The organism is Phenylobacterium sp., assembly GCF_030693625.1.
Lineage (GTDB): Bacteria > Pseudomonadota > Alphaproteobacteria > Caulobacterales > Caulobacteraceae > Phenylobacterium > Phenylobacterium ferrooxidans.
The window spans coordinates 53311-75528 of the sequence record NZ_JAUYAF010000019.1 but is presented as its reverse complement, the minus strand read 5'-3'; the positions used below and the strand labels follow the sequence as shown (position 1 = coordinate 75528).

The window sequence follows — 22218 nt, the reverse complement described above, 5'->3', positions numbered from 1 at the left end:
ATCTCAAGATAGTCGCCGGCTATGCCGGATTCCGGCAGGAGACGTGTCCATGAGTTCCGAAATCCTCGATCGCGGTCTGGTGATCGACGCTGTTCGCGTGACCGAGATCGCCGCCATCGCCGCCTGGAAACTGGTGGGCCGGGGCGACGAGATGGCGGCGGACCAGGCGGCGGTGGACGCCATGCGCACGGCCCTGAACGACCTGGATATCGACGGCGAGATCGTGATCGGCGAGGGCGAGCGGGACGAAGCCCCCATGCTCTACATCGGCGAGAAGGTCGGACGGGGGAAGGGCCCCAAGATCGACATCGCCCTGGACCCCCTGGAGGGCACGACCCTGACCGCCAAGGCGATGGCCAATGCGCTGGCGGTCATGGCCTGGGCGCCCAAGGGCACCCTGCTGAACGCGCCCGACACCTATATGGACAAGATCGCCTGCGGACCCGGCTATCCGGCCGGCATCATCGATCTCGACAAGACCCCGGCCCAGAACGTCGAGGATCTGGCCGAGGCCAAGGGCGTCGACCCCAGCGAGATCACGGTGTGCATCCTGGACCGTCCGCGCCACGCCGAGATCATCGCCAGCGTCCGCTCGGTGGGTGCGCGCATCTACCTGATCACCGACGGCGACGTGGCGGGCGTGATGAACACGGCCGACCCCTCTACCGGCGTTGACCTCTATCTCGGCCAGGGCGGCGCGCCGGAGGGCGTGCTGGCCTGTGCGGCGCTGAAGTGTGTCGGCGGGCAGTTCCAGGGTCGGCTGGTGTTCCGCAACGCCGACGAGAAGGCCCGGGCCAAGCGGATCGGCATCACCGATTTCGACCGCAAATATGATCTGCACGAGATGGTCAGAGCCGACGCGATCTTCGCCGCCACCGGTGTCACCAACGGCGCCCTGCTGGACGGCGTCCACTATGAGGACGGCTTCGTTCACACCCACACCATCGTCATGAACTCCGCCACCCAGACGGTGCGCGAAGTGCGGATGAAACGGCCGGTGTGATGGCTGACGGCTCCACCCCGGCGGGCTATCTGGGTGTCACCAAGTCGCTCAGCGGCCGGCTGTGGCGCGAACGGGCCGCCGATCCCGAGACCGTGCGCCGCCATGAGATGGCGCTGGGCCTGCCCGAGCCCCTGGCGCGGGCCCTGGCCTCGCGTGGCGTGCAGGACGGCCTGGGCGAGCACTACCTCAATCCGACCCTGAAGGCCCTGTTCCCCGACCCGTCCAGCTTCATGGACATGGACAAGGCCGCCACCATCCTGGTGGACGCCGTCGCCAAGGGCCGCCCCATGGCGGTGTTCGCCGACTATGACGTGGACGGGGCCTCCAGCGCCGCCCAGCTGGTGCGCTGGACCCGGGCGATGGGCGCGCCCCTGCGCATCTACGTCCCCGATCGCATCACCGAGGGCTACGGGCCGTCCCCCGCCGCATTCCGCCGCCTGAAGGACGAGGGCGTCGAGCTGGTGATCACTGTCGACTGCGGCGCCGCGGCCATGGAGGCGGTGACCTACGCCGTTGAGATCGGGCTGGAGGTGGTGGTGATCGACCACCACCTGATGCGCGGCGATGAGGTTCCCCCCGCCACGGCGCTGGTGAACCCCAACAGGCCGGGCTGCGGGTCGGGGCAGGGGGTGCTGGCCGCCGCTGGGGTCACCTTCGTTCTGATGGCCGCACTGAACCGCGAGGCGCGCCGCCAGGGCCTGTTCACGCCCGAGCGGCCCGAACCCGATATCCGCCAATGGCTGGACCTGGCCTGCATGGGCGCCATTTGCGACGTCACCCAGCTGGTGGGCTTCAACCGTGCCCTGGCCTCCCAGGGCCTGAAGGTGATGTCCGGCTGGCGCAACCCTGGCCTCAAGGCGCTGCTGGACGTGGCCAAGAGCCAGGGGCCGGCCACGGCCTTCCATGTGGGCTTCGTGCTGGGGCCCCGAATCAACGCGGGCGGCCGCATCGGCCGCGCCGACCTGGGCGCGCGCCTGCTGGCCACTGACGACCCCCGCGAGGCCGCCGACCTGGCCGCCGAACTCGACGCCCTGAACGCCTCGCGCAAGGAAGTCGAGCGCGAGGTGCTGGAGCAGGCCGTCCAGATCATCGAGCGCGAGAGCAATCAGGCCGACCTGCCGGTGCTGCTCGTGTCGGCCGACGACTGGCACCCTGGGGTCATCGGCATCGTCGCCGGGCGCCTGCGGGAGCGCTATCGCAAGCCGGTGATGGTGATCGGCGTCGACCGTGCGGCCAATGTCGGCAAGGGCTCGGGCCGGTCCCAGCCCGGGGTGAACCTCGGCCGGGCCGTCCAGGCCGCCTATGAGGAGGGCCTGCTGATCGCCGGGGGCGGCCACGCTATGGCCGCGGGCCTCAGCGTCAAGCCCGACACGATTCCCGAGCTGCGCGCCTTTCTCTGCGAGCGCCTCGCCGACGAAAGCGAGGTCGCCGCGGCGGAGGACGGCCTCGACATCGACGCCCTGATCACCACCGGCGGCGCCGACCGGGCGCTGTATGAGAGCTTCCAGCGGATGGCCCCCTTCGGCCCCGGCAACCCTGAGCCGGTCTTCGCCCTCTCCGATGTCCGCGTGGAGCGGGCCATGGCGCTCAAGGGGGGGCATGTGCGGGTCACCCTGACCGACCGCACCGGCGGCAAGCTGAAGGCCGTGGCCTGGCGATCCGAGGGCACGGAGATCGGCGCGCGCCTGCTGGCCGAGGGCGGCGGATTGCATATCGTCGGTCGCTTGAAGCCCGATGACTGGCAAGGCCGATCCAGCGTCGAGCTGGAGATCGAGGACGTCGCCGACCTGCGTCGGGTGGGGTGAAGCGCGGCCATTGTGGTGAACTGCGACAAGTCGTGGTCAGTGCGCTTGCACACCCCCAGGAACGCAGATATAGAGCCGCCCTTCGCCGCTGCGGTCCCTTCGTCTATCGGTTAGGACGCCAGGTTTTCAACCTGGAGAGAGGGGTTCGACTCCCCTAGGGACTGCCACGCGAATTCGCCCTCAGAAGGGCAGCCGACATAGGCTCGGCGCCAATCCATCGCGCAAAGCGCGAGAAACACACCAAATGCGTGCATTTGGCTGAAAAACCCCCATTGACGGCTCTCCTGTTACGAGAACAGTGTTATGACTGGCCAGTATCCGTAGGGATTGGGAGATCGGGCCAGAGGGGCAAATGTCTGGTTACGAATTCGAGAGTGTAGATTCGCACGAGGATGCTGTGCGGATCAGTGGGCGGATCAAGTGGTTCGACGCAGGTAAGGGCTATGGGTTCATCGTCCCTGACGATCCGGGCCAGACCGACCTGAAAGATGTACTCCTACATGTGACATCGTTGAGGAACTCGGGGCGTGAACACGCCCTGGAGGGCGCCATCATTGTTTGCGACGTCATCCGTCGCCCCAAGGGCTGGCAGGTGTCGGAAGTGGTGGACCTCGACGAGAGCTCTGCGCCCCCCCCAGCTGAGCGTCGGCCGCGTGAGGATCACGGCTTCCGACGCGACCGCGACAGCTTCGATCGCCACAACGGGGGCTTCGACCGGCAGGCGAGCGGTTTCCCCGCCCGCAGTTCACGTCCGGCGCCGGAGGCGCGAGGCCCCCTGGAGCGCGCCAAGGTCAAGTGGTTCAACCGCGCCAAGGGCTATGGCTTCGTGGTGCGGGACGGCGAGCCCGGCGACATCTTCGTCCATATCGAAACCCTGCGCCGCTCGGGCATCGAGGACCTGCAGCCGGGGGACGACGTCATGGTTCGCTTCGCCGAGGGGCCCAAGGGCCTGGTGGTGGCGGAACTGGAATCCATAGGCATGGCCTGAGCCCGCCTTGCCTAGGCCGCAAGCCTCCCCCAAAGGATAGCTGACTGTCCTAGTCAGGGAGGCCGGCTTGTCGTCTTTGTCCTTCAGGCCGCTATGGCTGGCGGCGATGGCCTTCGCCGCTGTCATGGTGGGCAGCCCCGCCGCCGCGGTCCTGCCGGTCCAGGGCTATGAGGTGCGCGCCACCTATCCCCACGACCCCCGGGCCTTCACCCAGGGCCTGTTCTATCTCGACGGCTTCATGTTCGAGAGCACCGGATGGCTGGGCCGATCCACGATCCGTAAGGTCCGGCTGAAGGACGGCGTCGTCCTGAAATCGGCCGCCATCGCTCCGGACCAGTTCGGCGAGGGCGCCGTCAACTTCGGCTCCGAGATCGTGAGCCTCACCTGGCGGCACGAGACGGGCTACCGGTGGGACCTGAAGACCTTCGCCCGCAAGGGCAGCTTCAGCTATCCGGGAGAGGGCTGGGGCCTGACCCAGGACGGCAAGTTCCTGATCATGAGCGACGGCACCGCGTTCCTGCGGTTTCTCGACCCTAAGACCCTGCGCGAGACCCGGCGGATCAAGGTGACCGCCGAGGGCCGGCCAGTGCTCCGGCTCAATGAGCTGGAATGGGTGAAGGGCGAGATCCTTGCCAACATCTGGGAGACCAACCGCATCGCCCGCATCGATCCCGGGACGGGCGCGGTGAAGGGCTGGATCGACCTGACCGGCCTGCCCGAGACCCTGTCCTACCGGGACCCCAACGCCGTCGCCAACGGCATCGCTTATGACCAGAAGGGTGACCGCCTGTTCGTCACCGGCAAGTACTGGCCCAACCTCTACCAAATCGACCTGAAGCCCCTGAAGGACGCCCGATGACCGCGCTGGCCGAGATCACGCCCCCGGAGGGCTTCATCAAGTCCCAGGGGCGCGGTGACTTCTCCACCATCAACGGCCCCTATTATCACCGCGTCCAGCAGCAGGAGGGCCTGACCGAGCAAGCCTTCTTCGCCGAGCAGCGGCACGCCAATGGACTGGGTCTGGTGCACGGCGGCATGTTGACCGCCTTCCTGGACGGCCTGCTGGCCGCCGCCGTCTGGCGCGCGACCCAGACCCGGTCGGTGACCATCCACCTGTCGGTGGATTTCCTGCACATGGCCCGGATCGGGGAATGGGTGATGGGGGACGCCCGTGTCACCCGCGCCACCCGCGATGTGGCCTTCGTGGAGGGTCGGGCCTATGTCGGCGGCCATGATGTGGTCCGCGCCTCAGGTGTGTTCAAGCTCATGCACCGGCGGGCGCGTTAGCCCAGGACGACCTTGGCCAGGAGGGTGGCGACGAGGATCGCCCCGCCGCCGATCAGCACCAGACGGATGTGTTCGGCGTGGCGGTCGAAGAACTGGGCGCGCTTGCGCATCTCGCCGCGCCGGGTGCGTTTCGACTTTGTTTTTGATCTCGGCATGCCGGCTCCCCGTCCCAAACCTAACAGACGAAGGCGGCAAAGGTCGAGGGATCGAGCCCTGCGGCCTCCTATCGTTTGCGGGAACGGCCAAAGCCTTATATCCCACGCCCTCCGGTGCTTTTCGGGGTGTAGCGCAGCCTGGTAGCGCATCTGGTTTGGGACCAGAGGGTCGGAGGTTCGAATCCTCTCGCCCCGACCAGCACCGGCCAAAACGACTTATCGCCAGGGATCTGTCATGCTCGCGCGCATCTACCGTCCGGCCAAGAACGCCATGCAGTCTGGCAAGGCCAAGACCAAGGATTGGCTGCTCGAGTTCGCGCCCGAGGACGCCCGGGCCTCAGACCCGCTGATGGGCTGGACCCAGACCCGCGACACCGACGGCCAGATCCGCCTGTCGTTCGACACCTCGGAGGACGCGGTCGCCTACGCGCAGGCCCACGCTATCCCCTTCCAGCTGTTCGATCCCAAGCCGGCCAAGCGCATCGTGAAGGCCTACGCCGACAACTTCGCCTTCAACCGCAAGCAGCCCTGGACCCACTAGCCCAGGGCGCTCCAGGGTTCAGGAAATACCGTCGAGGCGCGCGGCTTCGGAGTCTGAGATGCGGGCGCGGGGCGAGCCCACCGTGGCCGAGGCGGGAATCGCCGCTTCTTCAGCCGACCGTGCGGTGACGATCGTGCGCTGAGGCGCACTGCTGTTCTCGATCAGTGCCAGGCGCTGTTGGGCTTCATCCGCCACATTGAACCGGCGCCGCGGGGCGCTGGGACCATCGCCGCTCAACGTTCCGTCGAGATAGGCATACTGGCCATCCCGCACGAGCCCACGATAGATCTCGGCGGCTTCCCGGCGACGGGCGGTGTTCTCGTAGCCCACGGCCAGGTTGAACCGGTTGCGCAGGGAGGGACGGGCGGCGACGGCGCGTTCGAGCAGGTTCGTCGCGGTGTAGAGGTCGCCATACCGCAGCGAGGTCAGGCCGGTTTCCATGCTGGCGTTGTGCGGCACACCCGGCGCTGCGGCCAAGGTTTGCGCCGCGTCGAGACGGGCGGTTTGTTGGGTTGCGCAGCCGGATGCCAGTGTTCCCAGCGCAAGCGCTGCAATGACGTGAATATAGAGTTTCATGGTGTAGCTCCACCTTGTTTAAGGCGTGAGATTCCACGACGCGCGGAGATCTGAGAGCTACAATCACTGCATCTTGTACTCACGGTGATTGCTTAAGATGAATTAACGACTTTTGGTTCCTGTGCTTTGTGGTGTTTTTCAGACGCTACCCGCCAAGGCCTGCCCGGCCGCTTGCGGACAGGCGCTCAAGGCCCTATCGCCTAGTCCGCACCAACGAAGCGCCCTTAGCTCAACTGGATAGAGCACCTGCCTTCTAAGCGAATGGCTGACGTTGTTTTAACTTCCGACCGTCAGACTTTTTGGGTTCTTGGGCTTACTTGAATTTGCTCGAGTTTTTCATGGCAGGTCAGACGGTTTTGGGCGCGTTTACGACGCCTCGCCGGCCACCAACCCCCGTTTGCGCTGGGCATTGAGCGCGACCACGGAATCGCGGGGGAGATAGACGGTGAGCATCTTCGCGACGGTCTGGATGCTGTGGCCGGTGATTGAGGCGATCTCGGGCACGGTGCACCCGGCGCGCGCCAGCTGCACCACGCAGCTGTGACGTAGGGCTCTGAGCACCAGGTGGCGCCAGTTCCCCGAGGCGAGGACCAACGCGCGCACCTCTTCGAAGACGTGGCTCAGGCGATCGACGTCGGCGAAGGGCCGGCCAGTCGCGCCATCATGGAAGAGATACGGCGAGCCCTTCACCAGGCACCCCGCCAGGACCTCTCGGAGGTACTCGCTGACCTGGATGGTGACATAGCCGCCGCCCTCGCCGTCGGCCGTCTTCGACTGGTGAAAGCGGAACATACCGCAGGAGGCGTCGTACCCGACCGCGCCGGGCCGCAGGGCGCGCGTCAGCAGCACGCAATCGGTGAGCCGTTGGCCTATTTCCCATTCGGTGAGAATGAGCGCCGCGACCCAGGGCTGACCGACCCACACCGCAGCCCAGGCGTGGGCGTCGACGTCGGCCTGTTCCCAGATCCTTACGGTCGAGGTCGGCATCTTCAGCTTCACGCCGATGACTGGATTATCCAGCCGCCAGCCCTTCGCGACGGCTTGGTCCATGACCAGGCGCATGGCCTTCCGGATGTGCCATTTTGTCGTTGGGCGGTCATCGAACGCCCTGAGCATCTGGCTGACGTCGTCGCGGGTGAGGCGGACGGCGTCAGGCTTCGGCGTGGCAGTCTCTACGAGCGCCTCGATGTCCTTCGCCAGGAGACGATAGCCGGCCATGGTCTTGGGCCGGGTCCGGCGGCCAGCTTCGTCCAGCCAGGAATCGAGCAGGATCTTGAAGGATCGCTCAGGGGGCTTTGGGGCGGATGGCAGCTTGCTGGCCAAGTATCGGCGATAGAGCTCGGCGGCGTCGCGCTGAATACGCAGAACCTCGTCCCGGTTGAATAGGTCCCCGGTCCTCTGCCCCTCAATCGGTAGGGGCGTTGTCGGCAACCAACCGGAGGGCCGGAGCCTTGGCGGAAGCTCGAACAGCACGCGAAATGTCCCGTCCGCTCGCGGGCCGCGGCGGCTGACGAACCGTCCGAGTTCTTTGCTTGTAGGCGCGCGCGGCATCAGGGTCGAAGACGTAGGGGGTGGGGGCTGGCGGGTCGGCATCCTTCACCCCCTCCTGGGGGCCAGTCAATCCGAGGGCGCGGGTGACGTCCTCGCGGGCGAATACGAGATCCTTGCCGAGCTGGAGCGGGGCAGGGGCCAGCCAATCGGGGTCCAGCTTGCGCCGGCGCCAGAGGGTGACCTTCGAACAGCGCGCCAACTCGCATACCTGCGCTGCCGTCATCCGGTGAGGCAGGTTGTCGGCGTCGAGGGCGAAAGCGGCCTTAGTCACGGTGCCACCCTCACACCCTCGGTGGGGGCGTAGACGATGCTGTGATCGGCCGGCAGGTAGGCGCGGAAGGCCGTGACCGCCTCGTCCAGATTGGGGTGGCGCTGGCCCATGCCGCCCTGGTGGCCGCGCTGCCAGAAGCCGAGTTCGAGATAGCCGCGAGCCTTCGCTGAGATCTCGCACCGGATGCGGGCTTCGTGGCAAAGGAAGACGAGCGCGGTCAGCTTGTAGAAGTCGAAGGTCGAGAACCCGTCGTCACGCAGCGTGACGAACATCCCGCCGCCGGCATTCCATTCGGTCTTGTCCCATGAAATCGGGGCGTTGTAGATGCCGCCGCAGACCATCCCAAGGATGTCCATCACGCGGCCCTGGAAGGGCGCAAGGGTCTCGGGCTTGGTCCTGTAGCCCTTGCGGTGGCCCCGCATCTTATTGTCGGCGGCGTTGCTATTCTCGACCCAGCCCGCGTGGTCCATGCTCTGGTAGCTCATTCGTCACCTGTAGTTGAAGGGGTGTGCAGGAGGGGTTGGCGGCGACAGGTCATTGACCAGCGGCCTTCAGGATCGCTGCGCGATTGGCCTTCAGGGCGCCGAGCACCGTGTCTCGAAAGCCGGGCTCCGAATGACGAACAGCGCTATCGATGATGAGCGCGAGCCGATCGATCTCGCGGGCGGCCCTATCCAGGCTGGCCGCGCCGATCATCAGATGGGTGTTGGCAAGGTGGATGCTGTGCGGCCGACCGCCAATCTCGATGGCTCCCGAAATTTCGCCAATGAGGTATGAGGCGCAGCAGATCTGCGCGCCGACCAGATGAGGCTCGCCCTGATAGCTCTCGATGCGCTCGAGATACCAAGGGAACCGGGTGTACTTGGCCTGAGGCAGTTTCATCCGCGCGCGCTCTCGGTTGGGATGAGGGTGTGGGGGTGCGCGGCTTCCGACTCCGGCTCGGGATCGAAGTCCCGCAGCAGGGCGTAGTCGCTCTTCGGCCGCGTGCCGTTCCAGACGTCCAGCGGGGCGGTGCAGTCGCAGACCTGACAGGTGACAGCGGTTACCTGTTCCGTGCCGGTCGGCTCGCCGTCCTTCCAGACGATCTCGCACACCTTCCCATTGATGATCGCCACGCGCTCTAGGCCGAAAGGTTCGACCTGCAGATGCTCGCGCTCACCGCAAAAGCGGCAGGGTGATAGAGCGGTCATTCGGATTCCTGACATTCACGGGCGAAGTCGAGCGCGGCCTGGTGGGTCAACAGCAGGACCGGCTTGCCCATCTGGTGAATCTCCACGCCTTCGCGGGTGCTGACGATGTTGTGGCGCTTCAGCTTCAGCGCTCCGATGGCGGTCGCCACGGCGGCGACGGTCTTCATCACGTCGCTCATGACGGCCTCGATGGGATGAAGCGGCGCTGCACCCGGAGGCCGTCAGACCCGCCACGGAAGGCCTCGTAGAGCGCTGCGCAGTAGTCCGCGGCGTCGATGCCCAGCCGGGCCCAGAAGCTGTCCTGGCCCTTGTCGCAGGCGTTCGGAGCGAGCTGGTGATGCCACCGGCAGAGAGGGCAGGAGTGGCGGTCGTGATCACGCACGCCCAGCTTCGAGCCGTCGATGTGCTGGTGGGCGACCTCGATGGGATTCGGCTCGCCCATGAGCTGGCGCGCCGTGGGTTCGCCGAGCATCTCGCAGGCGATGCAGACCAGCCCGCTCTCATGCTGCCACGTCATGTAGTCGCCGTCGCGGTCTCGGCCGCCCTTGGGCTTGATCCGCGCCTGGATGGTCCGCGCCGGCCGCTCGGCCTTTCGGGCGCGCTTGTCCTGGCGGATGATCTCGCGGGCTTCGGCTATGGCCTTGGGGGAAGGGCGGATCATGCCGCCCTCGCCAGCTCGGCCGGCGCCACGCCAATCAGGTCTTCAAGGAAACGGAGGGTGTCTTCCTTCGCCTTCTGGAAAGCCTCCTTATCCATCGACTTTATGTCCATGGACTTGGCCGTGTAGCGCGTGACCACCTTGCCGTTCACCGTGACGACGGAGAACTCATCCAGAGGCCGCATGGAGGCCGCCAGCCGCTGCGCCTCGGTCTTGAACATGCAGACAGTCGAGGACTCGTCGCAGTGGCCGGTGCTGATCAGCGCATACTTGCGGAGAGCATCAGCGGACTTGAACCGCGCCGCCAGCGGATCGGGCAGGGTTGCCCAGATGTCGTTGACCCGAGCGAAATAGTGGGCGTGGGTCTTGTGGGAACGGGCCTGGATCTCGGCCATCGTGTAGACTTGGCCGACGACGTAATGCTCATCAGCGAGGCCCGCGAACCGGGGCAGGGGCACGAAGGCTTCCCCGTCCCATCGCGTCGGGATCGGTGGAGCGATCATCGGCCGCCACCCAGCGCGCCGTCGCGCCCGGGAAAGAGCGCCTTCACCTTCGCAAAGAAGGCGCGGGCCTCCTCGGCGGAGATTTCCTCGACGGGCGGGCGCATCAGGCCGCAGCCTTCTCGGGCTGGCCATAGCGCCGGACCTTCTCGACGGTCTCGTGGAGCTCGACGTTGAAGACATCGACGGCGTGGGCGAGGTCGCGGATGAAATTGTCATCCCGATAGGCCCGCTTCACGAAGAGCGGCAGGCCAGGCCAGTAGACGCCAAGGTCGATCCATTCCCGCTCAGCGACCCAAAGGGCCCCTTGGCACTGTGCGCGGTGCTCACTGGGGAACTCGTCCTTCAGCAGGCAGGCGATGTGCAGCTCGGGCTTCTTGGTCTTGAACTCGACCATACCATTGGCGTCGATCAGCCCATCGGGGCTGCACCCTTTGGGCCCGTTGACGATGAAGCCCACTTGGCGGACGTCCTGCCCCTGAGTGAAGGCGTAGGCCTCGCGGGCGTCCTCCTCCATGGCGTTGCCGCGCTCCATCTCGGCGCTCTTGAAGGTCTCCGCCGGTTGGCCGGTGATGATCTCGCCGGCCAGGCGGAGCATGTAGGTTCGGCGGGTCTTGCCCTCGCCTTTCGCCATGATGTCGGAGAACTTCGACGAGGTCGGAAGGCCGCAGCGCAGTTGGTGCCAAGCCTCGGTGCCTTGCTCGATGGCGTCGTGGATGATCGGGCCGCTCACTGGCTGGCTCCCTGCTGGGTCTTGGCGTTGGCGGCCTTCTTCTGCGCCAGCAGGCGGCAAGCGTGCTGGAAGTCGCGCTTGGGCAGGTGAGCGAGAGTGTCGACCTTCAAGACGTTGAGGAAGCGGTCGCGGTCGGCCCCGCTTTCGTCGATCAACTTCGTCAGGTCGGCGACCTGATGTTCGCTGATCCAGTCGTTCGGGTCCTGCTTGCGGCCAGCCGCGTTGCCATCGTCATCGTCGCCCACGGCGATGTTGAAGATCAGCTTCAGCAGGTAGCGTTGGCCGTAGGACATGGCCGACCCAGTCGCGTGGGTCTTCGTCATGACATCGCCGCCCTTGGCGCCCTTGCCGTCGGCAGGCATGTCAATGTGATAGGTGCGGCTGAACCCCGCCTCGTGGGAGACGTAGCACTCGACCCGAACGTGATCGGCGGGGGCGTTGGCGCCCTGGTTGAAGCTCAGACCGAAGCCGTGCGCCGTGTAGACCGGCCGGGCCATCGCATCGAGCGCCTGATAATCGGCGTAGCGGCTGCGGGTTTGGCTGTTGGCCTTGTTCGTCCGCACGGCCCCCATTTCGCCCTGCGCGGCCTTCATGGCGGCATTGAACGCGGCCTCGGCGTCCTGGGCCTTCAGGCGCTCGTAGAACGTCTGCATGCGTTCCAGCTTGTCGAAGTCCAGGTCCTTTCCGGCCCGGATCATCAGATCCATGACCTTGGAGGCGTCGGTCTTGATGACCTGGGCCGCCCGCGTCTTCGGAGAGACGTCGAGGGCCTGGGTGTCGTGGTCAATGACCATGGGGGCGGCTGCGTTCATGTCGGACCTCAGAACTTGATGGAGACGTGGGGGATGGCGCCGGTCTGGATGGCCTTCACGACGGCCTTGGCGTGGTCTTCCGAGACGCCCAAGCCCATGACCGCCAGCTTGGCGGCTCCCATGATCTTGGAGACGTGGGCGCGGTTCTTCTCGCGGGCCTCGGCTTCGTCAGCTTCGCGCTTGGCCTTGGCGGCTTCGGCGTCCGTCTCCCGCTGGATGCGGTCGAGTTCGGCCTGGTGGGCGCGGGCTTGCTCGGCGAGGGCCGCCTGAGAGGCGCGCTCCGCTTCCTTGCGAGCGTCTTCGGCGGCGTTGGCGGCAGCAAGTGACCGGGCATCGGCTTCACGTTCCGCGCGGGCGTCTTCATCGGCCTTGGCCTGGGCGGCGCGGGTAGCTTCAGCCTGCGCGGCTTCCTTGGCGGCGACCTCGGCGCGTTCGCGTTCCTCCCGCTCGGCGGCCTCCTGGCGCAGCCGGGCCAACTCGGCGCGGTCGGCCTCTTCTTGGGTCAGCCGGGCGTGAAGGACATTCAGGCCTTCAATGCCCGCGGCGCGCGCGCTTTCGGCCCGCTCCAGGCTGTCGCCGAACACCTTGGCGTCAAAGGTCATGGCCTGCAGTTGGGCGGCGCGTTCGGCGACCGCCGCAGCGGTGTCCTCGACAACTTGCCGGGAAAGGTCTTCGATGGCGCCGAAGCAGTTGGCGACGGTCTCGACGCGGGCCTTCTCGGCTTCCTCCCACTCGGTGAGGGGGCGGCGGGCTTCGATGGCTAGGGCTTCCAACCGGTCCCAGATCACCCGGCCGGCGGCGTTGGCGGCGTCCACCTGCTTGCGGGCGTCCTCCGTCAGGGTCTTCCGGGCGGCATCGACGGCGGTCTTGGTCTTGGTGACCTTGAAGGCCAGGGACTTGATCGCCTCGCGTCCCTTCGCCGTGGTCAGGTCGGGAACGTGGGCCTCGATCTCGGCCTGGACGCGGGCGAACAGCGAGTCCGCCTCGGCCTTGTTCTGCAGGACCGCGAGCGGGGTCTGAGGGTCGGCGACGAACGAGATCGCCGTCTCTTCGATGATGGTGACGGGCGCGTTCATCCGACGCTCCTTTCGAGAATGAGAATGAGGGTCGCCAGCAGCCCACCGGCGGCGAAGGCGATGACGTGGCCGACAAGGTGTCCGCGCGCCCTGGGCAACATGTGGATGGACCCATGAGCGGGGGCGAAGCACTGGCCTGCCTCGGAGGCGATGATGCGATGCTGTTGAGACATCAGGCCGCTCCTTGCGTCAGTGGTTCGGCCAGCATGTCGGCCAGGGCCCTGCAGGCGTCCGCGACCGCAAGGCGGGGCATGGCGTCTTCCTGAGGGATGGAGAGGAGTTCGGTCAGGGCTTCACCGATCAGCGGCACGTCACGACCGTCAGGGCGGGTGAGGGACCTCAGGTAGGTCGCATAGACTCGATCAGCGGTGTGCTCGTAGCCGACAGCCTTGAGGGTGTTCAGGGCTCCGACGAGGCGGCCGCCGGGGGTCCGTTGCCATGCCGCGAGGTCGGCGGCGTTCGTGGCCACGCGGGCGGCCATATCGATAGGCATGGCGCGGGCGGGGCGAGGGGGGAATTGAAAGACCTGGGCCATGGCTATTCAGCCGCGATCAGGAGGGGGGCGTAGACCCGAACCGGGACCTGCGCCCCGTAGGTCGCTTCAACCTTCGCTTCGATGGCGCGGAGGTTGGCGACGGCCTTGCGAACCCGCTCGCGGGATTGGTGCGGCTGGGTGGCGAACTGGCGGGCCAGGGGAGAGGTCGCGCGGTGGGCGTTCCGGTGAAGCCTCAGGGCGTCCACCACGGCGGCGCGGGCCTGGATCATCTCGACGGCGAGGGGCGAACAGCCCGCCAGCATGTCGACGCGGCGAGTGTTGCGGGGGGCGGTCTGGGTGGTTGCGAGGTGCATGTCGTTCTCCCGGTGTCAGGAGAACTTATGCCGGTAACATTACCGCGTCAACGGTAAACGGTATTTCTACCGGTTCTTTCTCGCCCTACGTCTATCGCGGTCGCGCCCACCAGAGCGTCACGTTGACTCACCCTGGCCGCGCGGGGAATCGATAGGGCGTTAACTTTTGGAGGCCCGGCCAATGGCCAGCGTGACGATCTACTGTGTGCAGCCGTACTGGACGGACGGGCGGAAGCTTGCCCACGGTTCACTGCGCCAGTTCAAGCGCAGGAGTGATGCGATCAGGGCAGGGGAGACCGCGGCCCGCCGGAACGCCGGCGCCATCGTCTACGTGGTGGAGGGCGATCCCGAGTTCGAGAGTTGGAGCAGGCCCCGCCTCCTAGCTGCCCATGGTCAGGTGCCGGAGGTGGCGTTTTAGGGCCTGGAAGCAAGCGACTCCCGCCGGGGCTACCGCGTCATGGAGCCAAGCTCGAACCGCGATTTTAGAAGCACCGTGTCGGCCATGCCGGCGCACGTGCCGACGATCTCGATAACGCTGGGCTTGGCAATTTTAATGTCCAGCGTCGGAAACAGGATTATGCTGTAGGGCCCCGCGTCGGGATTGGACTCGCAATCCAATCGGCCGAAAGGCGCGCCATTCATCAGAAAATTGATCTGAAGAGTGGTCGGGGTGGATTCGATCTCACCGAAATAGGCCAAGCGGAGTTGCATTGGCATTTCGGTGAGTACGATGTCGCCAGAGTACACCCCGACTAAGGTTGGCTTTCCGTACAAGCCTTCAGTTGCGTAGTCGCAAAGAAGTGAGGTCTTAAACTTAAGCTTACGCGCCATTAGTTTTCACATAGACATAATTCATCTTTGGCGATGAACCGCCCGCCTCTTTCCTTTGATCGCCTTCCGCAGTGTTGTTGAGCCGCGCTTGCTGGCGAGCGTCAACGACGTTGACCTCCAGATAGGCGTCCAACGCACTCAGCGAGCGCGCCATGGTGGTCGTCGTCAGATTGGCTGGGCGGCGCATAAGGCGGCTGATTGCGGTCGGCGTCATGCGCGCTTGAGCAGCCCATTCGGCTTGGGTGAGGCCGTCTTCGCGCTCGCGACGCCGGAAGGTTTTCACAATTGCTTCCCACACAGCATCGCGAAGGTCGCCCTCTCGGTTGAGCGAGCGAAACTCAGGATCATTACGGAACCGATCTTCCGCCGTCTGGATCGGTGTTGCTGACATAGTCTCCAAGCTCCGTTCCATGGTGCCGTCTGAAGTTTGGGAAGAGCCTTTCCCATTCTTGGTGGATTTCTCGGATCGCCGGTCCCCACTTACCGCCGTCAAAGGTTGAGCGTGGCGCCGCGCGTAGAATGACGAGGCCGTCCCGCTCAACGAACGCCCCAATCAGTCGAAATTCCGGTCGGGGTGAACGGCATCGGATCTCCCAGGTTTCGTCTGCTGGGGGCGCCGACAGCCTTTTCAGATCATTGGGAACGCGCAGCATGCCGCCCCGCGCGAACTGGTTGAGGGTTTGACTTAAGGCGGCGGCCCGGCCCGCGCTCTCTGTCGCGGCAAAGGCCTGAACCTGCTCATGCGCGCATCTCGACAGCCATAAACACCTTTTGATTGAACCCTGATCGCCAATGGGACGCCACAGGATAAGCTCGCGCGCTGCTTCCAGCTTATCAAGGTGATCGGTTAACATATATGTCAACCCGACCCAAGCGAGATATAGCCAGCAGACCGCGCTGTTAGGCGGCGGGGCTCGGTCACGGGGTTCGACAATGGCCTGCGCGGGCCTGTTGAACGCGGAACTCGGCTTCGGCCATCGCGTCCTCGTATGTGGCCCGCTCGCCCGTCGTCGCCGCGCCGGTCTCAGATGACCAAAATTCGGGCTGACCGCCGCCCGCTGCCTTTTCGATGGCGCGCGCATCCATGTAGTTTTGTAGAGCCCACCGGCTGATGGGGGTGCGGCAAGCGCCCAGTACGCCCCGCACAACAGCGGCAGCGGGATCGGGAGAGCCTGACAGCCGATAGGCCCAGCGATGAATGCAGTCTTTGGCGTCCGTGGACCTAGGGTTCGGGCCAGCGCCACCAACGGCAAGCATCGGATTGTTGAGCGCGGGCGGCTTGGCGCAGATCTTGTCGTTCTCCAGCCCCGGCGAGCAGCCGGCGACCGCCAGTACCGACACCAGCGCGACCTGGTGCATGATTGGCAATCGGGGGAGGGGCCGCCGCCCGATCATCTGCCGCCCTGGATAAGCCGCAGCAGCACCGGCCGCGCGCTCTTGATTTGCTGGTTTTGGATTGGGTCGGCGTTGTCGCTTTCTAGGTTGTACAGGCGGCCCCGACCGGGGACGGTCATCCCACGCGTCACCCGCTTGACCCAGCCCAGGCCGTCGTCGGTCTCGACCACGCAGTAGCGGTTTAGGAATTCACCCTCGTCAGCACGGCCAGGTCCGCGGACCACCAGCACGTCACCAGGCTCAAATACCGGGGAGCAAGAGTCGCCCTCGACCCAGTAGGCGCTGGCGTCTTCCAGCTCACCGGGTAGTGCAATCGGTTCTTGGCTCATATCCTCGATCGCCTCGACCCGCGCTCCCGCGCCGACCCGGCCAACAATTTTCACCATTGCGGGCGGGGCCACCCTGATCTCGGTTTCGATTTCTGCGTCGACCTCGTCGCCCATTAGCCAGCCGACGGTCGTGTCGAGCACGTCAGCAAGCGCCGTGATCGTCGCCGTGGAGACGCCCTTCCGGCCAGAGTCTTTTTTTGCCGCCCGCTGCATATTGCGGATCGCGTCTTCGCTTAAGCCGGCGTTGCGCGACGCCGCAGCGGCCGACAGCCCAACGGCCTCAAGCCGTTGCTCCACGCGGAAAAGAACGTCCTTTAGCATCGCGCGGTAAGATGACCGCCCCCACAAAGAGACGCGACCGGTAAGATAACCGTTGACCGAAACGGTAGAAATACCGATATCTCGTGGCATGAGCGCCATTGATCAGCTTCTCGAACTCACCGCCGAGTACCGGCGAGCGTCTGGCATCGACACCAAGACGCTGAGCTGGCGCGTCTTCGGCGACAGCAAGAAGCTGGGCGCCATCGTGGACGGCGCAGACATCCAGACCAAACGACTAGAGCGCGCCGTCCAGTGGCTCTCCAGCAACTGGCCTGAGGGCGCTACCTGGCCGAAAGGTGTCAATCGACCACTCACCCCCATCGAAGCGGGGAGGGCGGCATGAGCCTCTTGGCAGAAGTCAGGGCTCTCGGGTCGGAGGTTCAAGCACTTCGCGCAGCATCTCGACCCGCAATTGGAGAACAAGCTTCGCATTCTCGCTCGGAGGCGGATTGCGAGTTTCGGCCGACGACGCCACCTGTTCCGACTCCGCAAGCAGCGCCTCCACGTCCGCAGGGGCGATCCGATGGATGATGCGCAGCACGTCCACAAGGAGCGTTTGGGTGGCGCTGTGGATCGCCGCCTGTTCGTTGACCATGGAAGTTCCATTCGTGGTGGAGTCGAGACCTCCACGATATCGGCGGGCGAGGGGCTGTACAGCTTCTCGCCCCAAGCCCCACGTGCGCCGATCATGCGCCGCACCCCTCACACCAATTCGCGAGCCTCGAGCCGTCTGCCTGCGGCGCGCGATAGCTGGCCGACCCCAGCGAAAAGGGCAGGGCGCGTCTCTCCACGCGCCCTGCCCGATAGTTTCCCATCATCGGACCTCGGGCTCCAAGCCCTTGGCCCGTTGGATGTAGCGGCGCGCGGCTTTCGCCAGCGCTCGCCTCGTCAAATCGTCCCGGCCTCCGCACGCCTCCAAGCACCGCAGGGCCGCTCGCCACGCATCTCGATCTCTCCGCCGTCCTCCCACCTTCGCCGAACCTCCGAGCGCCCCGTGCGCCCTCAGCCCACGGTGCAATCATGAGGATCATCGTGGGCGAAATCTCATCCGACTTTGTCGTGAAATCATCCGTGGCCAAGCTGAGCACCAAGAACGCCTGGGCCCTCTACGCCCGGCGCCGCTGGCCGCTCAATGGCGTGAAGTGCGCCATGGCCGAGTGGGGCCTGACGGAGGGCGAGGCCAAGGGCCTGTTCGCCGCTCAGATCAGCCAACCCACCATCGACAAGATCATCGACCATCCCCGCGGCGGCTTCGGCCTTGGGCTGCTCATCCTGGAGATCAGGACGCAGACCGCCCTCCGCTCGTGGGTGCATTCCGAGCGTGAAAGGCTCGCCCATGAATCCGAACAACAAGCCGCCGCCGCTGACGAGTTGGCTGCGATGGCCCGCGATCTGCCTGCTCGTCTTGGCCTGGGCGCCGCTGGCGCTGGCCGGATGGCTGGCAGCCGGCGCCGGCACGACCGCGAGGCGGACGGCTGATGCCGTCCTCGACATGATCGAGGGCCTCGCGGCCTGAGAACAAATAGCGACCGCTGATCGCCCCCTAAGCGACCAGCCCACACCGAAAACCACCAGCAGCCTGAGGGCTGATTAGGAGAGCAAACCTGTGTCTGACGCCCAAGCACATGCGGATGTCCTGAATGGCACCGCCCAGAACCAGATCAAGTCCATCGTCGAGCGCGTCGAGCGCTTGGAGGTCGAGAAGGCCGAGATTGCCGAGCAGGTGAAGGAAGTTTTCGCCGAAGCCAAAGGCAATGGCTTCTCAACCAAGGCCCTGCGCTCGGCCCTGAAGATCCGCAAGCAGGACCGCGCCAAGCGCCAGGAAGAGGAAGCCATTCTCGACCTCTACCTCTCCGCGCTTGGGGAGATCTGAGCCGTGCGCGGCGCGACCTTCTTCACGGTCTGGTGTGAGGGCGGCGGCACGCCGACCGTCAAGCACGCCACCTATTCCTCGGCGAAAGCGGAGGCTCAACGTCTGGCCCGTTCCGCTCGCAGCCGCCGCTACACCGTCATGGTCGCGGTCGCCGGCTTCGAGGTGAGCGACCTGAAAGAGACCGAGTACCTCGGCTTCGGCCGGGCACTCGATGACGAGATCCCCTTCTAGTGTTCCGCATCCCCAACCCCTTCTCCCGCCGCAGGCTGACCCGCCTCCAGAAGGCCGAGCGCGCGTCAGCCCTGGCCGCACCGACACAAGACGTCGGACACGTCAGGGCGATGAAGCGCCGCGCCACCCTCAACGGCCTTCGTGCTGCGGTCTCTCCTGATGCTCGCGAACGGTTCGATGCCGCCATGTCCATCCTTGGCGAGGGGAGGGGTTAGCCGTGGCCGTTCGCGTCGCTGAGAAATCCGACGCCGTCTCCCGGTGCGTCGCCCGACAGGACGGCGGCTGGATGGTCGTGACCCACAAGGGTCAGTCCGGCGTCTCCCCCTCTGAAATCCCCATCGGAACCCGCGTGATCATTCGCGACGGGAAGGTTGAAAGGCAACAGCCATGAGCCAAGCCCAGGAAGCCGCGCAAGCCAAGCCCAGGAAGCCGCGCAAGGTCGTAAAATCCCGCGTCCAACTTCGGATCGAAGCGGGGGCCGAAATCATGAAGACCGTGAGCCGCGACGGAACGGTCTGGAGCTTCACCGACACGGGCCGCGCCGCCCGCGCTGATGTTGTCGAGCGCCTGATCATGGCTGGCGTCCTGGCCCCGCGCCGCGATGCCCTGTTCGCCGACGACAGCCAAACGTGGGGGCTGGCGTGAGCGGCAAGAAGCCTCCGCGCGCCGTCCAACGGCAGAAGCAGCTTTGCGTCACCGCCGACCGCGAGTTGGTCGCCGAGATCGACGCCGTCGCCAAGCGCGAGAAGCTGACCCGCTCTCAGATCGTCCGCGAGTTCATCGAATGGGGATTGGAGAACCGGGCATGACGCCTTCAACACCCCAGATGGCCGAGACCCTGGCTGCGATCCGCCGGCTCACGGTCAATGGCGTCCCGCCGTCTATCCAAACCCTCGCTGACGCGTGCGGAATCCGTAGCCGTGGATCATTCCCCCAGATGCTGGAGCGAATGCGAGACCGTGCGCTGATCATCTGGGAGCCGAACAAGGCCCACACGCTGCGGATCGTGGACCAAGGGCCCGACTACGAGACCATGCCGACGGCCCAGTTGATGCGGTTGAATCGCCGGATCGAGGCGGTGCTGGCGGACAGGTGCGCGGCATGAACCTCGTTCCGGTTTCTCTATGGCGTCACTCCACCTTGCCGCCAATCACATGGCCTCGCATCACCATGTCCGCGATCACCGAGCGAGTTGCGGCTCGCCATGGCCTGACCGTCGAAGAGCTGAAGGCTCCCACTTCCTGCACCCGCATCGCTCACCCGCGTCAGGAGGCGATGATGGAGATGCGGGCCCAAGACCGCTGGAGCCTGCCGCAGATCGGTCGTTTCTTCGGCCTAGATCACACCACCATCCTGCACGGCGTTCGCGCCCACGCGCGCCGCGCTGCGGCCATCGCGGATGCTTCCGACAGGGAAGCCCGGGCATGAGCAAGGATGCCAAGCCCGACGCCTGGATGCCCCTCTACATTGGGGACTGGGACGGAGACACCGGCCACCTGGACTGTGAGCAAGACGGCGCCTATGGCCGTCTGGTGCGATGGTACTGGCGCAACGGTCCGCCGCGTGACGACGACGCGACCTTGGCCCGCATCATCCGCATGGACCTGAAGCGATGGAAGAAGGTGCGGCTGGCCATTGCCCCGTTCTTCGCCATCGCCGAGGGGGTCTGGCGTCACAAGCGGGTGGACGAAGAACTCGTGCGATGGGCGGATAAGCGTCGTCGCGCCATTGAACGGGCGAGTGCCGGGGGGAGGGCGAAGGCTGCTAAAAGCAGTGCTTCAAGCACCCCACAAGCAGTGCTTAGAGGTGTGCTTGACGGCTGCACATCAGCATCATCCACAGAGGTAGATGCCCCTACAGGGCAATCTACCCTCTGTGACGAAGATTCAATTTCCGATTTGAAGAAAGAGAGTCTCGACGATGAGCGCTCGTGGGCCTTCGCCATCAGCGAGGCTGAGCGGGATGAGCTGCGCTGCCGGCGATCGGACCCCGACCTCAACAGTGAGCTGTGCGAGTTCATCGCCACGGGCCGCGCCGAGGTCGCAAGGCTGCGCCGGGCTAGGCTGAACATTGTCGAGTCGTCGGACCATTCGGAGCTAGCAGCATGATCATCCTCGCAGCCGCCATGTCCGGCCTCATCCTGTGCGCTGATCCATCCATCACCGACGGCGACACCTTCCGTTGTGACGGCAACCTGAAGATCCGCCTCTGGGGCATTGACGCCCCTGAGCTGCAGACCGCCGCCGGCCCAGCTGCACGGCGCGCTCTCGCCGACCTCACCGCCGGTCAGACCCTCGTCTGCACCCGGAAGAGCAAGAGCTACGACCGCATCGTGGCCCAGTGCTTGATCGGCAACACCGACGTGGCCGAGCGAATGGTTCGCCAGGGCCAAGCCGTCGACTGGCCGAAGTTCAGCCGCGGCTACTACTCCAAGTTCAGCAAAGGATCTCGCCGATGAGCACCTGGTTCGTCTGCCGCGTCGTCAGCCGCCAGGAGAAGCGCGTCCTGGCCGCCTTCGAGGAGAAGGGGATCACCGCCTACTGCCCGATGGAGCGAAAGTGGTCTCTGCATGCTCGACCCAAGGTCGCGATCAGCCGCGCCCTTTTCCCTGGCTACGTCTTCGCCGTCATGCCCAATGATCACGCGCTCGACGCGGCCCGTTCGGATCGCCGGGTGCGGGACATCATGTGCGACAAGTTCGGGACGCCCATCATCGCAAGTACCCGCTCCCTCCGCGGCATCTTCATCGCCGACATGTTCCACGAGTTCGACCACACCTACGTCGCGCCGAAGGTGAAGGGGAAGAAATACTCCCACAAGTGGGCGGCTGGACAGCAAGTGAAGGTCATCCGCGGCCCGCTGGAAGGCTTTATCGGTCGAGTCATCAGGGCCAAGGGAAAGGCTCGGTTCGAGCTTCTCCTCAACGTCTTCGGCCGCGAGCAGGAGGTCAACGTGTCACACAGCGAGCTGGAGACTTACCAAGCACAAAATATTGCGCCCTCACTCGCCGCGTGACATACATGCGGTGGTGCTTCGCTTCGCGAGGCGCGCGGGATGACCTACGAGGCTGACGCTTTCGCAGCGCGCCGTAGGCCCCAGGAGTTCGGGCACTGGCGCGAGACGCCAAGCCGAGATCGCCAAGTCGAAGTCGTGCCCTCATTGAAATATATATTGTGGTCTTGATGTCCCTTGCCGAAATGAAGCGGGGCAGTAAGCTCGCATCGGAGATGTGATCGATTGGCC

At 65.4% G+C, this 22218-nt stretch carries 39 protein-coding genes and 2 tRNA genes; 20 read left to right on the top strand and 21 right to left on the bottom strand.

The window, feature by feature from the left end; all coding sequences use genetic code 11:
* The first annotated feature begins 49 nt into the window (after positions 1-49).
* The 6 genes from glpX (at position 50) to Q8N10_RS03565 (ending at position 5083) form a co-directional block, all read left to right on the top strand.
* Positions 50-1003, top strand: coding sequence for a class II fructose-bisphosphatase (gene glpX, locus Q8N10_RS03590; protein WP_304778107.1), 954 nt, complete (start codon positions 50-52; stop codon positions 1001-1003).
* A complete protein-coding gene (gene recJ, locus Q8N10_RS03585; RefSeq protein ID WP_304778105.1) occupies positions 1003-2808 on the top strand; it encodes a single-stranded-DNA-specific exonuclease RecJ in 1806 nt (601 codons plus the stop codon). The genes glpX and recJ overlap by 1 nt, the downstream gene beginning before the upstream one ends.
* A gap of 92 nt (positions 2809-2900) precedes the next feature.
* Positions 2901-2975: transfer RNA gene (locus Q8N10_RS03580), tRNA-Glu, on the top strand.
* 185 nt (positions 2976-3160) lie between these two features.
* The gene (locus Q8N10_RS03575) at positions 3161-3796 is read left to right on the top strand and encodes a cold-shock protein (protein WP_304778103.1); all 636 of its coding nucleotides are present in this window, start codon (positions 3161-3163) and stop codon (positions 3794-3796) included.
* 67 nt (positions 3797-3863) lie between these two features.
* A complete protein-coding gene (locus Q8N10_RS03570; RefSeq protein WP_304778101.1) occupies positions 3864-4655 on the top strand; it encodes a glutaminyl-peptide cyclotransferase in 792 nt (263 codons plus the stop codon).
* Entirely contained in the window at positions 4652-5083 is a 432-nt protein-coding gene (locus Q8N10_RS03565) for a PaaI family thioesterase (protein WP_304778099.1), read from the top strand. The genes Q8N10_RS03570 and Q8N10_RS03565 overlap by 4 nt, the downstream gene beginning before the upstream one ends.
* Here Q8N10_RS03565 and Q8N10_RS03560 read toward each other — a convergent pair.
* The gene (locus Q8N10_RS03560; protein ID WP_304778097.1) at positions 5080-5238 is read right to left on the bottom strand and encodes a hypothetical protein; all 159 of its coding nucleotides are present in this window, start codon (positions 5236-5238) and stop codon (positions 5080-5082) included. The genes Q8N10_RS03565 and Q8N10_RS03560 overlap by 4 nt on opposite strands.
* A gap of 122 nt (positions 5239-5360) precedes the next feature.
* On the opposite strand from Q8N10_RS03560, the gene Q8N10_RS03555 reads away from it, so the two are divergent.
* Both Q8N10_RS03555 and Q8N10_RS03550 read left to right on the top strand, forming a co-directional pair.
* Positions 5361-5437 (top strand) — tRNA-Pro (locus Q8N10_RS03555).
* Positions 5438-5473: 36 nt separating this feature from the next.
* Positions 5474-5779: an ETC complex I subunit gene (locus Q8N10_RS03550; RefSeq protein WP_304778096.1), complete on the top strand. Its 306-nt coding sequence runs from the start codon at positions 5474-5476 to the stop codon at positions 5777-5779.
* A gap of 18 nt (positions 5780-5797) precedes the next feature.
* Here the strand turns inward: Q8N10_RS03550 and Q8N10_RS03545 are convergent, their stop codons facing one another.
* The 15 genes from Q8N10_RS03545 to Q8N10_RS03475 all read right to left on the bottom strand — a co-directional run bounded on the left by Q8N10_RS03545 (position 5798) and on the right by Q8N10_RS03475 (position 13995).
* Positions 5798-6355 (bottom strand): hypothetical protein, encoded by a 558-nt coding sequence (locus Q8N10_RS03545; protein WP_304778093.1) that lies wholly within the window; start codon positions 6353-6355, stop codon positions 5798-5800.
* Between the two features lie 366 nt (positions 6356-6721).
* Positions 6722-7573 carry a hypothetical protein gene (locus tag Q8N10_RS03540; protein WP_304778090.1) on the bottom strand — a complete coding sequence of 284 codons (852 nt, stop codon included), beginning with the start codon at positions 7571-7573 and terminating at the stop codon, positions 6722-6724.
* A gap of 187 nt (positions 7574-7760) precedes the next feature.
* Positions 7761-8177 (bottom strand): hypothetical protein, encoded by a 417-nt coding sequence (locus tag Q8N10_RS03535; protein ID WP_304778088.1) that lies wholly within the window; start codon positions 8175-8177, stop codon positions 7761-7763.
* Positions 8174-8662 (bottom strand): hypothetical protein, encoded by a 489-nt coding sequence (locus tag Q8N10_RS03530; protein WP_304778085.1) that lies wholly within the window; start codon positions 8660-8662, stop codon positions 8174-8176. Before Q8N10_RS03530 ends, Q8N10_RS03535 begins: the two co-directional genes overlap by 4 nt.
* Positions 8663-8711: 49 nt before the next feature.
* Complete coding sequence (locus Q8N10_RS03525; protein WP_304778082.1) at positions 8712-9059, bottom strand: hypothetical protein; 348 nt, start codon at positions 9057-9059, stop codon at positions 8712-8714.
* Positions 9056-9367, bottom strand: coding sequence for a hypothetical protein (locus tag Q8N10_RS03520; protein WP_304778079.1), 312 nt, complete (start codon positions 9365-9367; stop codon positions 9056-9058). Before Q8N10_RS03520 ends, Q8N10_RS03525 begins: the two co-directional genes overlap by 4 nt.
* Positions 9364-9546, bottom strand: a complete 183-nt coding sequence (locus Q8N10_RS03515; RefSeq protein WP_304778076.1) for a hypothetical protein — start codon at positions 9544-9546, stop codon at positions 9364-9366. The genes Q8N10_RS03520 and Q8N10_RS03515 overlap by 4 nt, the downstream gene beginning before the upstream one ends.
* Positions 9543-10028 carry a hypothetical protein gene (locus Q8N10_RS03510; protein ID WP_304778073.1) on the bottom strand — a complete coding sequence of 162 codons (486 nt, stop codon included), beginning with the start codon at positions 10026-10028 and terminating at the stop codon, positions 9543-9545. Before Q8N10_RS03510 ends, Q8N10_RS03515 begins: the two co-directional genes overlap by 4 nt.
* Positions 10025-10528, bottom strand: coding sequence for a hypothetical protein (locus tag Q8N10_RS03505; RefSeq protein ID WP_304778070.1), 504 nt, complete (start codon positions 10526-10528; stop codon positions 10025-10027). The genes Q8N10_RS03510 and Q8N10_RS03505 overlap by 4 nt, the downstream gene beginning before the upstream one ends.
* Positions 10529-10631: 103 nt before the next feature.
* Positions 10632-11258 carry a lambda exonuclease family protein gene (locus Q8N10_RS03500; RefSeq protein WP_304778067.1) on the bottom strand — a complete coding sequence of 209 codons (627 nt, stop codon included), beginning with the start codon at positions 11256-11258 and terminating at the stop codon, positions 10632-10634.
* Entirely contained in the window at positions 11255-12070 is an 816-nt protein-coding gene (locus tag Q8N10_RS03495) for an ERF family protein (RefSeq protein ID WP_304778064.1), read from the bottom strand. Before Q8N10_RS03495 ends, Q8N10_RS03500 begins: the two co-directional genes overlap by 4 nt.
* A gap of 8 nt (positions 12071-12078) precedes the next feature.
* Entirely contained in the window at positions 12079-13146 is a 1068-nt protein-coding gene (locus Q8N10_RS03490; RefSeq protein ID WP_304778061.1) for a hypothetical protein, read from the bottom strand.
* On the bottom strand, positions 13143-13319 hold the full coding sequence (locus Q8N10_RS03485) for a hypothetical protein (RefSeq protein ID WP_304778058.1): 177 nt from the start codon (positions 13317-13319) through the stop codon (positions 13143-13145). The genes Q8N10_RS03490 and Q8N10_RS03485 overlap by 4 nt, the downstream gene beginning before the upstream one ends.
* Positions 13319-13681, bottom strand: a complete 363-nt coding sequence (locus Q8N10_RS03480) for a hypothetical protein (RefSeq protein WP_304778055.1) — start codon at positions 13679-13681, stop codon at positions 13319-13321. The genes Q8N10_RS03485 and Q8N10_RS03480 overlap by 1 nt, the downstream gene beginning before the upstream one ends.
* Before the next feature lie 2 nt (positions 13682-13683).
* Positions 13684-13995, bottom strand: coding sequence for a hypothetical protein (locus tag Q8N10_RS03475; RefSeq protein WP_304778052.1), 312 nt, complete (start codon positions 13993-13995; stop codon positions 13684-13686).
* Between the two features lie 181 nt (positions 13996-14176).
* Here Q8N10_RS03475 and Q8N10_RS03470 point away from each other — a divergent pair, with 181 nt between their 5' ends.
* Positions 14177-14413, top strand: coding sequence for a hypothetical protein (locus Q8N10_RS03470; protein ID WP_304778049.1), 237 nt, complete (start codon positions 14177-14179; stop codon positions 14411-14413).
* A gap of 29 nt (positions 14414-14442) precedes the next feature.
* Here the strand turns inward: Q8N10_RS03470 and Q8N10_RS03465 are convergent, their stop codons facing one another.
* The 4 genes from Q8N10_RS03465 to Q8N10_RS03450 form a co-directional block, all read right to left on the bottom strand.
* The gene (locus Q8N10_RS03465) at positions 14443-14826 is read right to left on the bottom strand and encodes a hypothetical protein (protein WP_304778047.1); all 384 of its coding nucleotides are present in this window, start codon (positions 14824-14826) and stop codon (positions 14443-14445) included.
* Complete coding sequence (locus Q8N10_RS03460) at positions 14816-15217, bottom strand: hypothetical protein (RefSeq protein ID WP_304778044.1); 402 nt, start codon at positions 15215-15217, stop codon at positions 14816-14818. The genes Q8N10_RS03465 and Q8N10_RS03460 overlap by 11 nt, the downstream gene beginning before the upstream one ends.
* 527 nt (positions 15218-15744) lie before the next feature.
* Positions 15745-16185: a hypothetical protein gene (locus Q8N10_RS03455; RefSeq protein WP_304778041.1), complete on the bottom strand. Its 441-nt coding sequence runs from the start codon at positions 16183-16185 to the stop codon at positions 15745-15747.
* 32 nt (positions 16186-16217) lie between these two features.
* Complete coding sequence (locus Q8N10_RS03450; RefSeq protein ID WP_304778038.1) at positions 16218-16970, bottom strand: S24 family peptidase; 753 nt, start codon at positions 16968-16970, stop codon at positions 16218-16220.
* Between Q8N10_RS03450 and Q8N10_RS03445 the strand changes: the two genes are divergently transcribed.
* A complete protein-coding gene (locus tag Q8N10_RS03445; RefSeq protein WP_304778036.1) occupies positions 16960-17214 on the top strand; it encodes a hypothetical protein in 255 nt (84 codons plus the stop codon). The genes Q8N10_RS03450 and Q8N10_RS03445 overlap by 11 nt on opposite strands.
* A gap of 15 nt (positions 17215-17229) precedes the next feature.
* Here the strand turns inward: Q8N10_RS03445 and Q8N10_RS03440 are convergent, their stop codons facing one another.
* Entirely contained in the window at positions 17230-17466 is a 237-nt protein-coding gene (locus Q8N10_RS03440; RefSeq protein WP_304778033.1) for a hypothetical protein, read from the bottom strand.
* Positions 17467-17891: 425 nt separating this feature from the next.
* Between Q8N10_RS03440 and Q8N10_RS03435 the strand changes: the two genes are divergently transcribed.
* The 10 genes from Q8N10_RS03435 (at position 17892) to Q8N10_RS03390 (ending at position 21990) form a co-directional block, all read left to right on the top strand.
* Positions 17892-18350 carry a hypothetical protein gene (locus Q8N10_RS03435; protein WP_304778030.1) on the top strand — a complete coding sequence of 153 codons (459 nt, stop codon included), beginning with the start codon at positions 17892-17894 and terminating at the stop codon, positions 18348-18350.
* Between the two features lie 127 nt (positions 18351-18477).
* A complete protein-coding gene (locus Q8N10_RS03430; RefSeq protein WP_304778027.1) occupies positions 18478-18744 on the top strand; it encodes a DUF2312 domain-containing protein in 267 nt (88 codons plus the stop codon).
* Between the two features lie 3 nt (positions 18745-18747).
* Entirely contained in the window at positions 18748-18975 is a 228-nt protein-coding gene (locus Q8N10_RS03425; RefSeq protein WP_304778024.1) for a hypothetical protein, read from the top strand.
* A gap of 387 nt (positions 18976-19362) precedes the next feature.
* On the top strand, positions 19363-19620 hold the full coding sequence (locus tag Q8N10_RS03420) for a hypothetical protein (protein WP_304778021.1): 258 nt from the start codon (positions 19363-19365) through the stop codon (positions 19618-19620).
* Entirely contained in the window at positions 19617-19784 is a 168-nt protein-coding gene (locus Q8N10_RS03415; RefSeq protein ID WP_304778019.1) for a ribbon-helix-helix protein, CopG family, read from the top strand. Before Q8N10_RS03420 ends, Q8N10_RS03415 begins: the two co-directional genes overlap by 4 nt.
* 17 nt (positions 19785-19801) lie before the next feature.
* On the top strand, positions 19802-20080 hold the full coding sequence (locus tag Q8N10_RS03410; RefSeq protein ID WP_304778016.1) for a hypothetical protein: 279 nt from the start codon (positions 19802-19804) through the stop codon (positions 20078-20080).
* Complete coding sequence (locus tag Q8N10_RS03405) at positions 20077-20403, top strand: helix-turn-helix domain-containing protein (protein ID WP_304778013.1); 327 nt, start codon at positions 20077-20079, stop codon at positions 20401-20403. Before Q8N10_RS03410 ends, Q8N10_RS03405 begins: the two co-directional genes overlap by 4 nt.
* Positions 20400-21083, top strand: a complete 684-nt coding sequence (locus tag Q8N10_RS03400) for a YdaU family protein (RefSeq protein ID WP_304778010.1) — start codon at positions 20400-20402, stop codon at positions 21081-21083. The genes Q8N10_RS03405 and Q8N10_RS03400 overlap by 4 nt, the downstream gene beginning before the upstream one ends.
* Positions 21080-21433: a thermonuclease family protein gene (locus Q8N10_RS03395; RefSeq protein WP_304778007.1), complete on the top strand. Its 354-nt coding sequence runs from the start codon at positions 21080-21082 to the stop codon at positions 21431-21433. The genes Q8N10_RS03400 and Q8N10_RS03395 overlap by 4 nt, the downstream gene beginning before the upstream one ends.
* Entirely contained in the window at positions 21430-21990 is a 561-nt protein-coding gene (locus tag Q8N10_RS03390; RefSeq protein WP_304778005.1) for a transcription termination/antitermination protein NusG, read from the top strand. Before Q8N10_RS03395 ends, Q8N10_RS03390 begins: the two co-directional genes overlap by 4 nt.
* Positions 21991-22218: the final 228 nt, after the last annotated feature.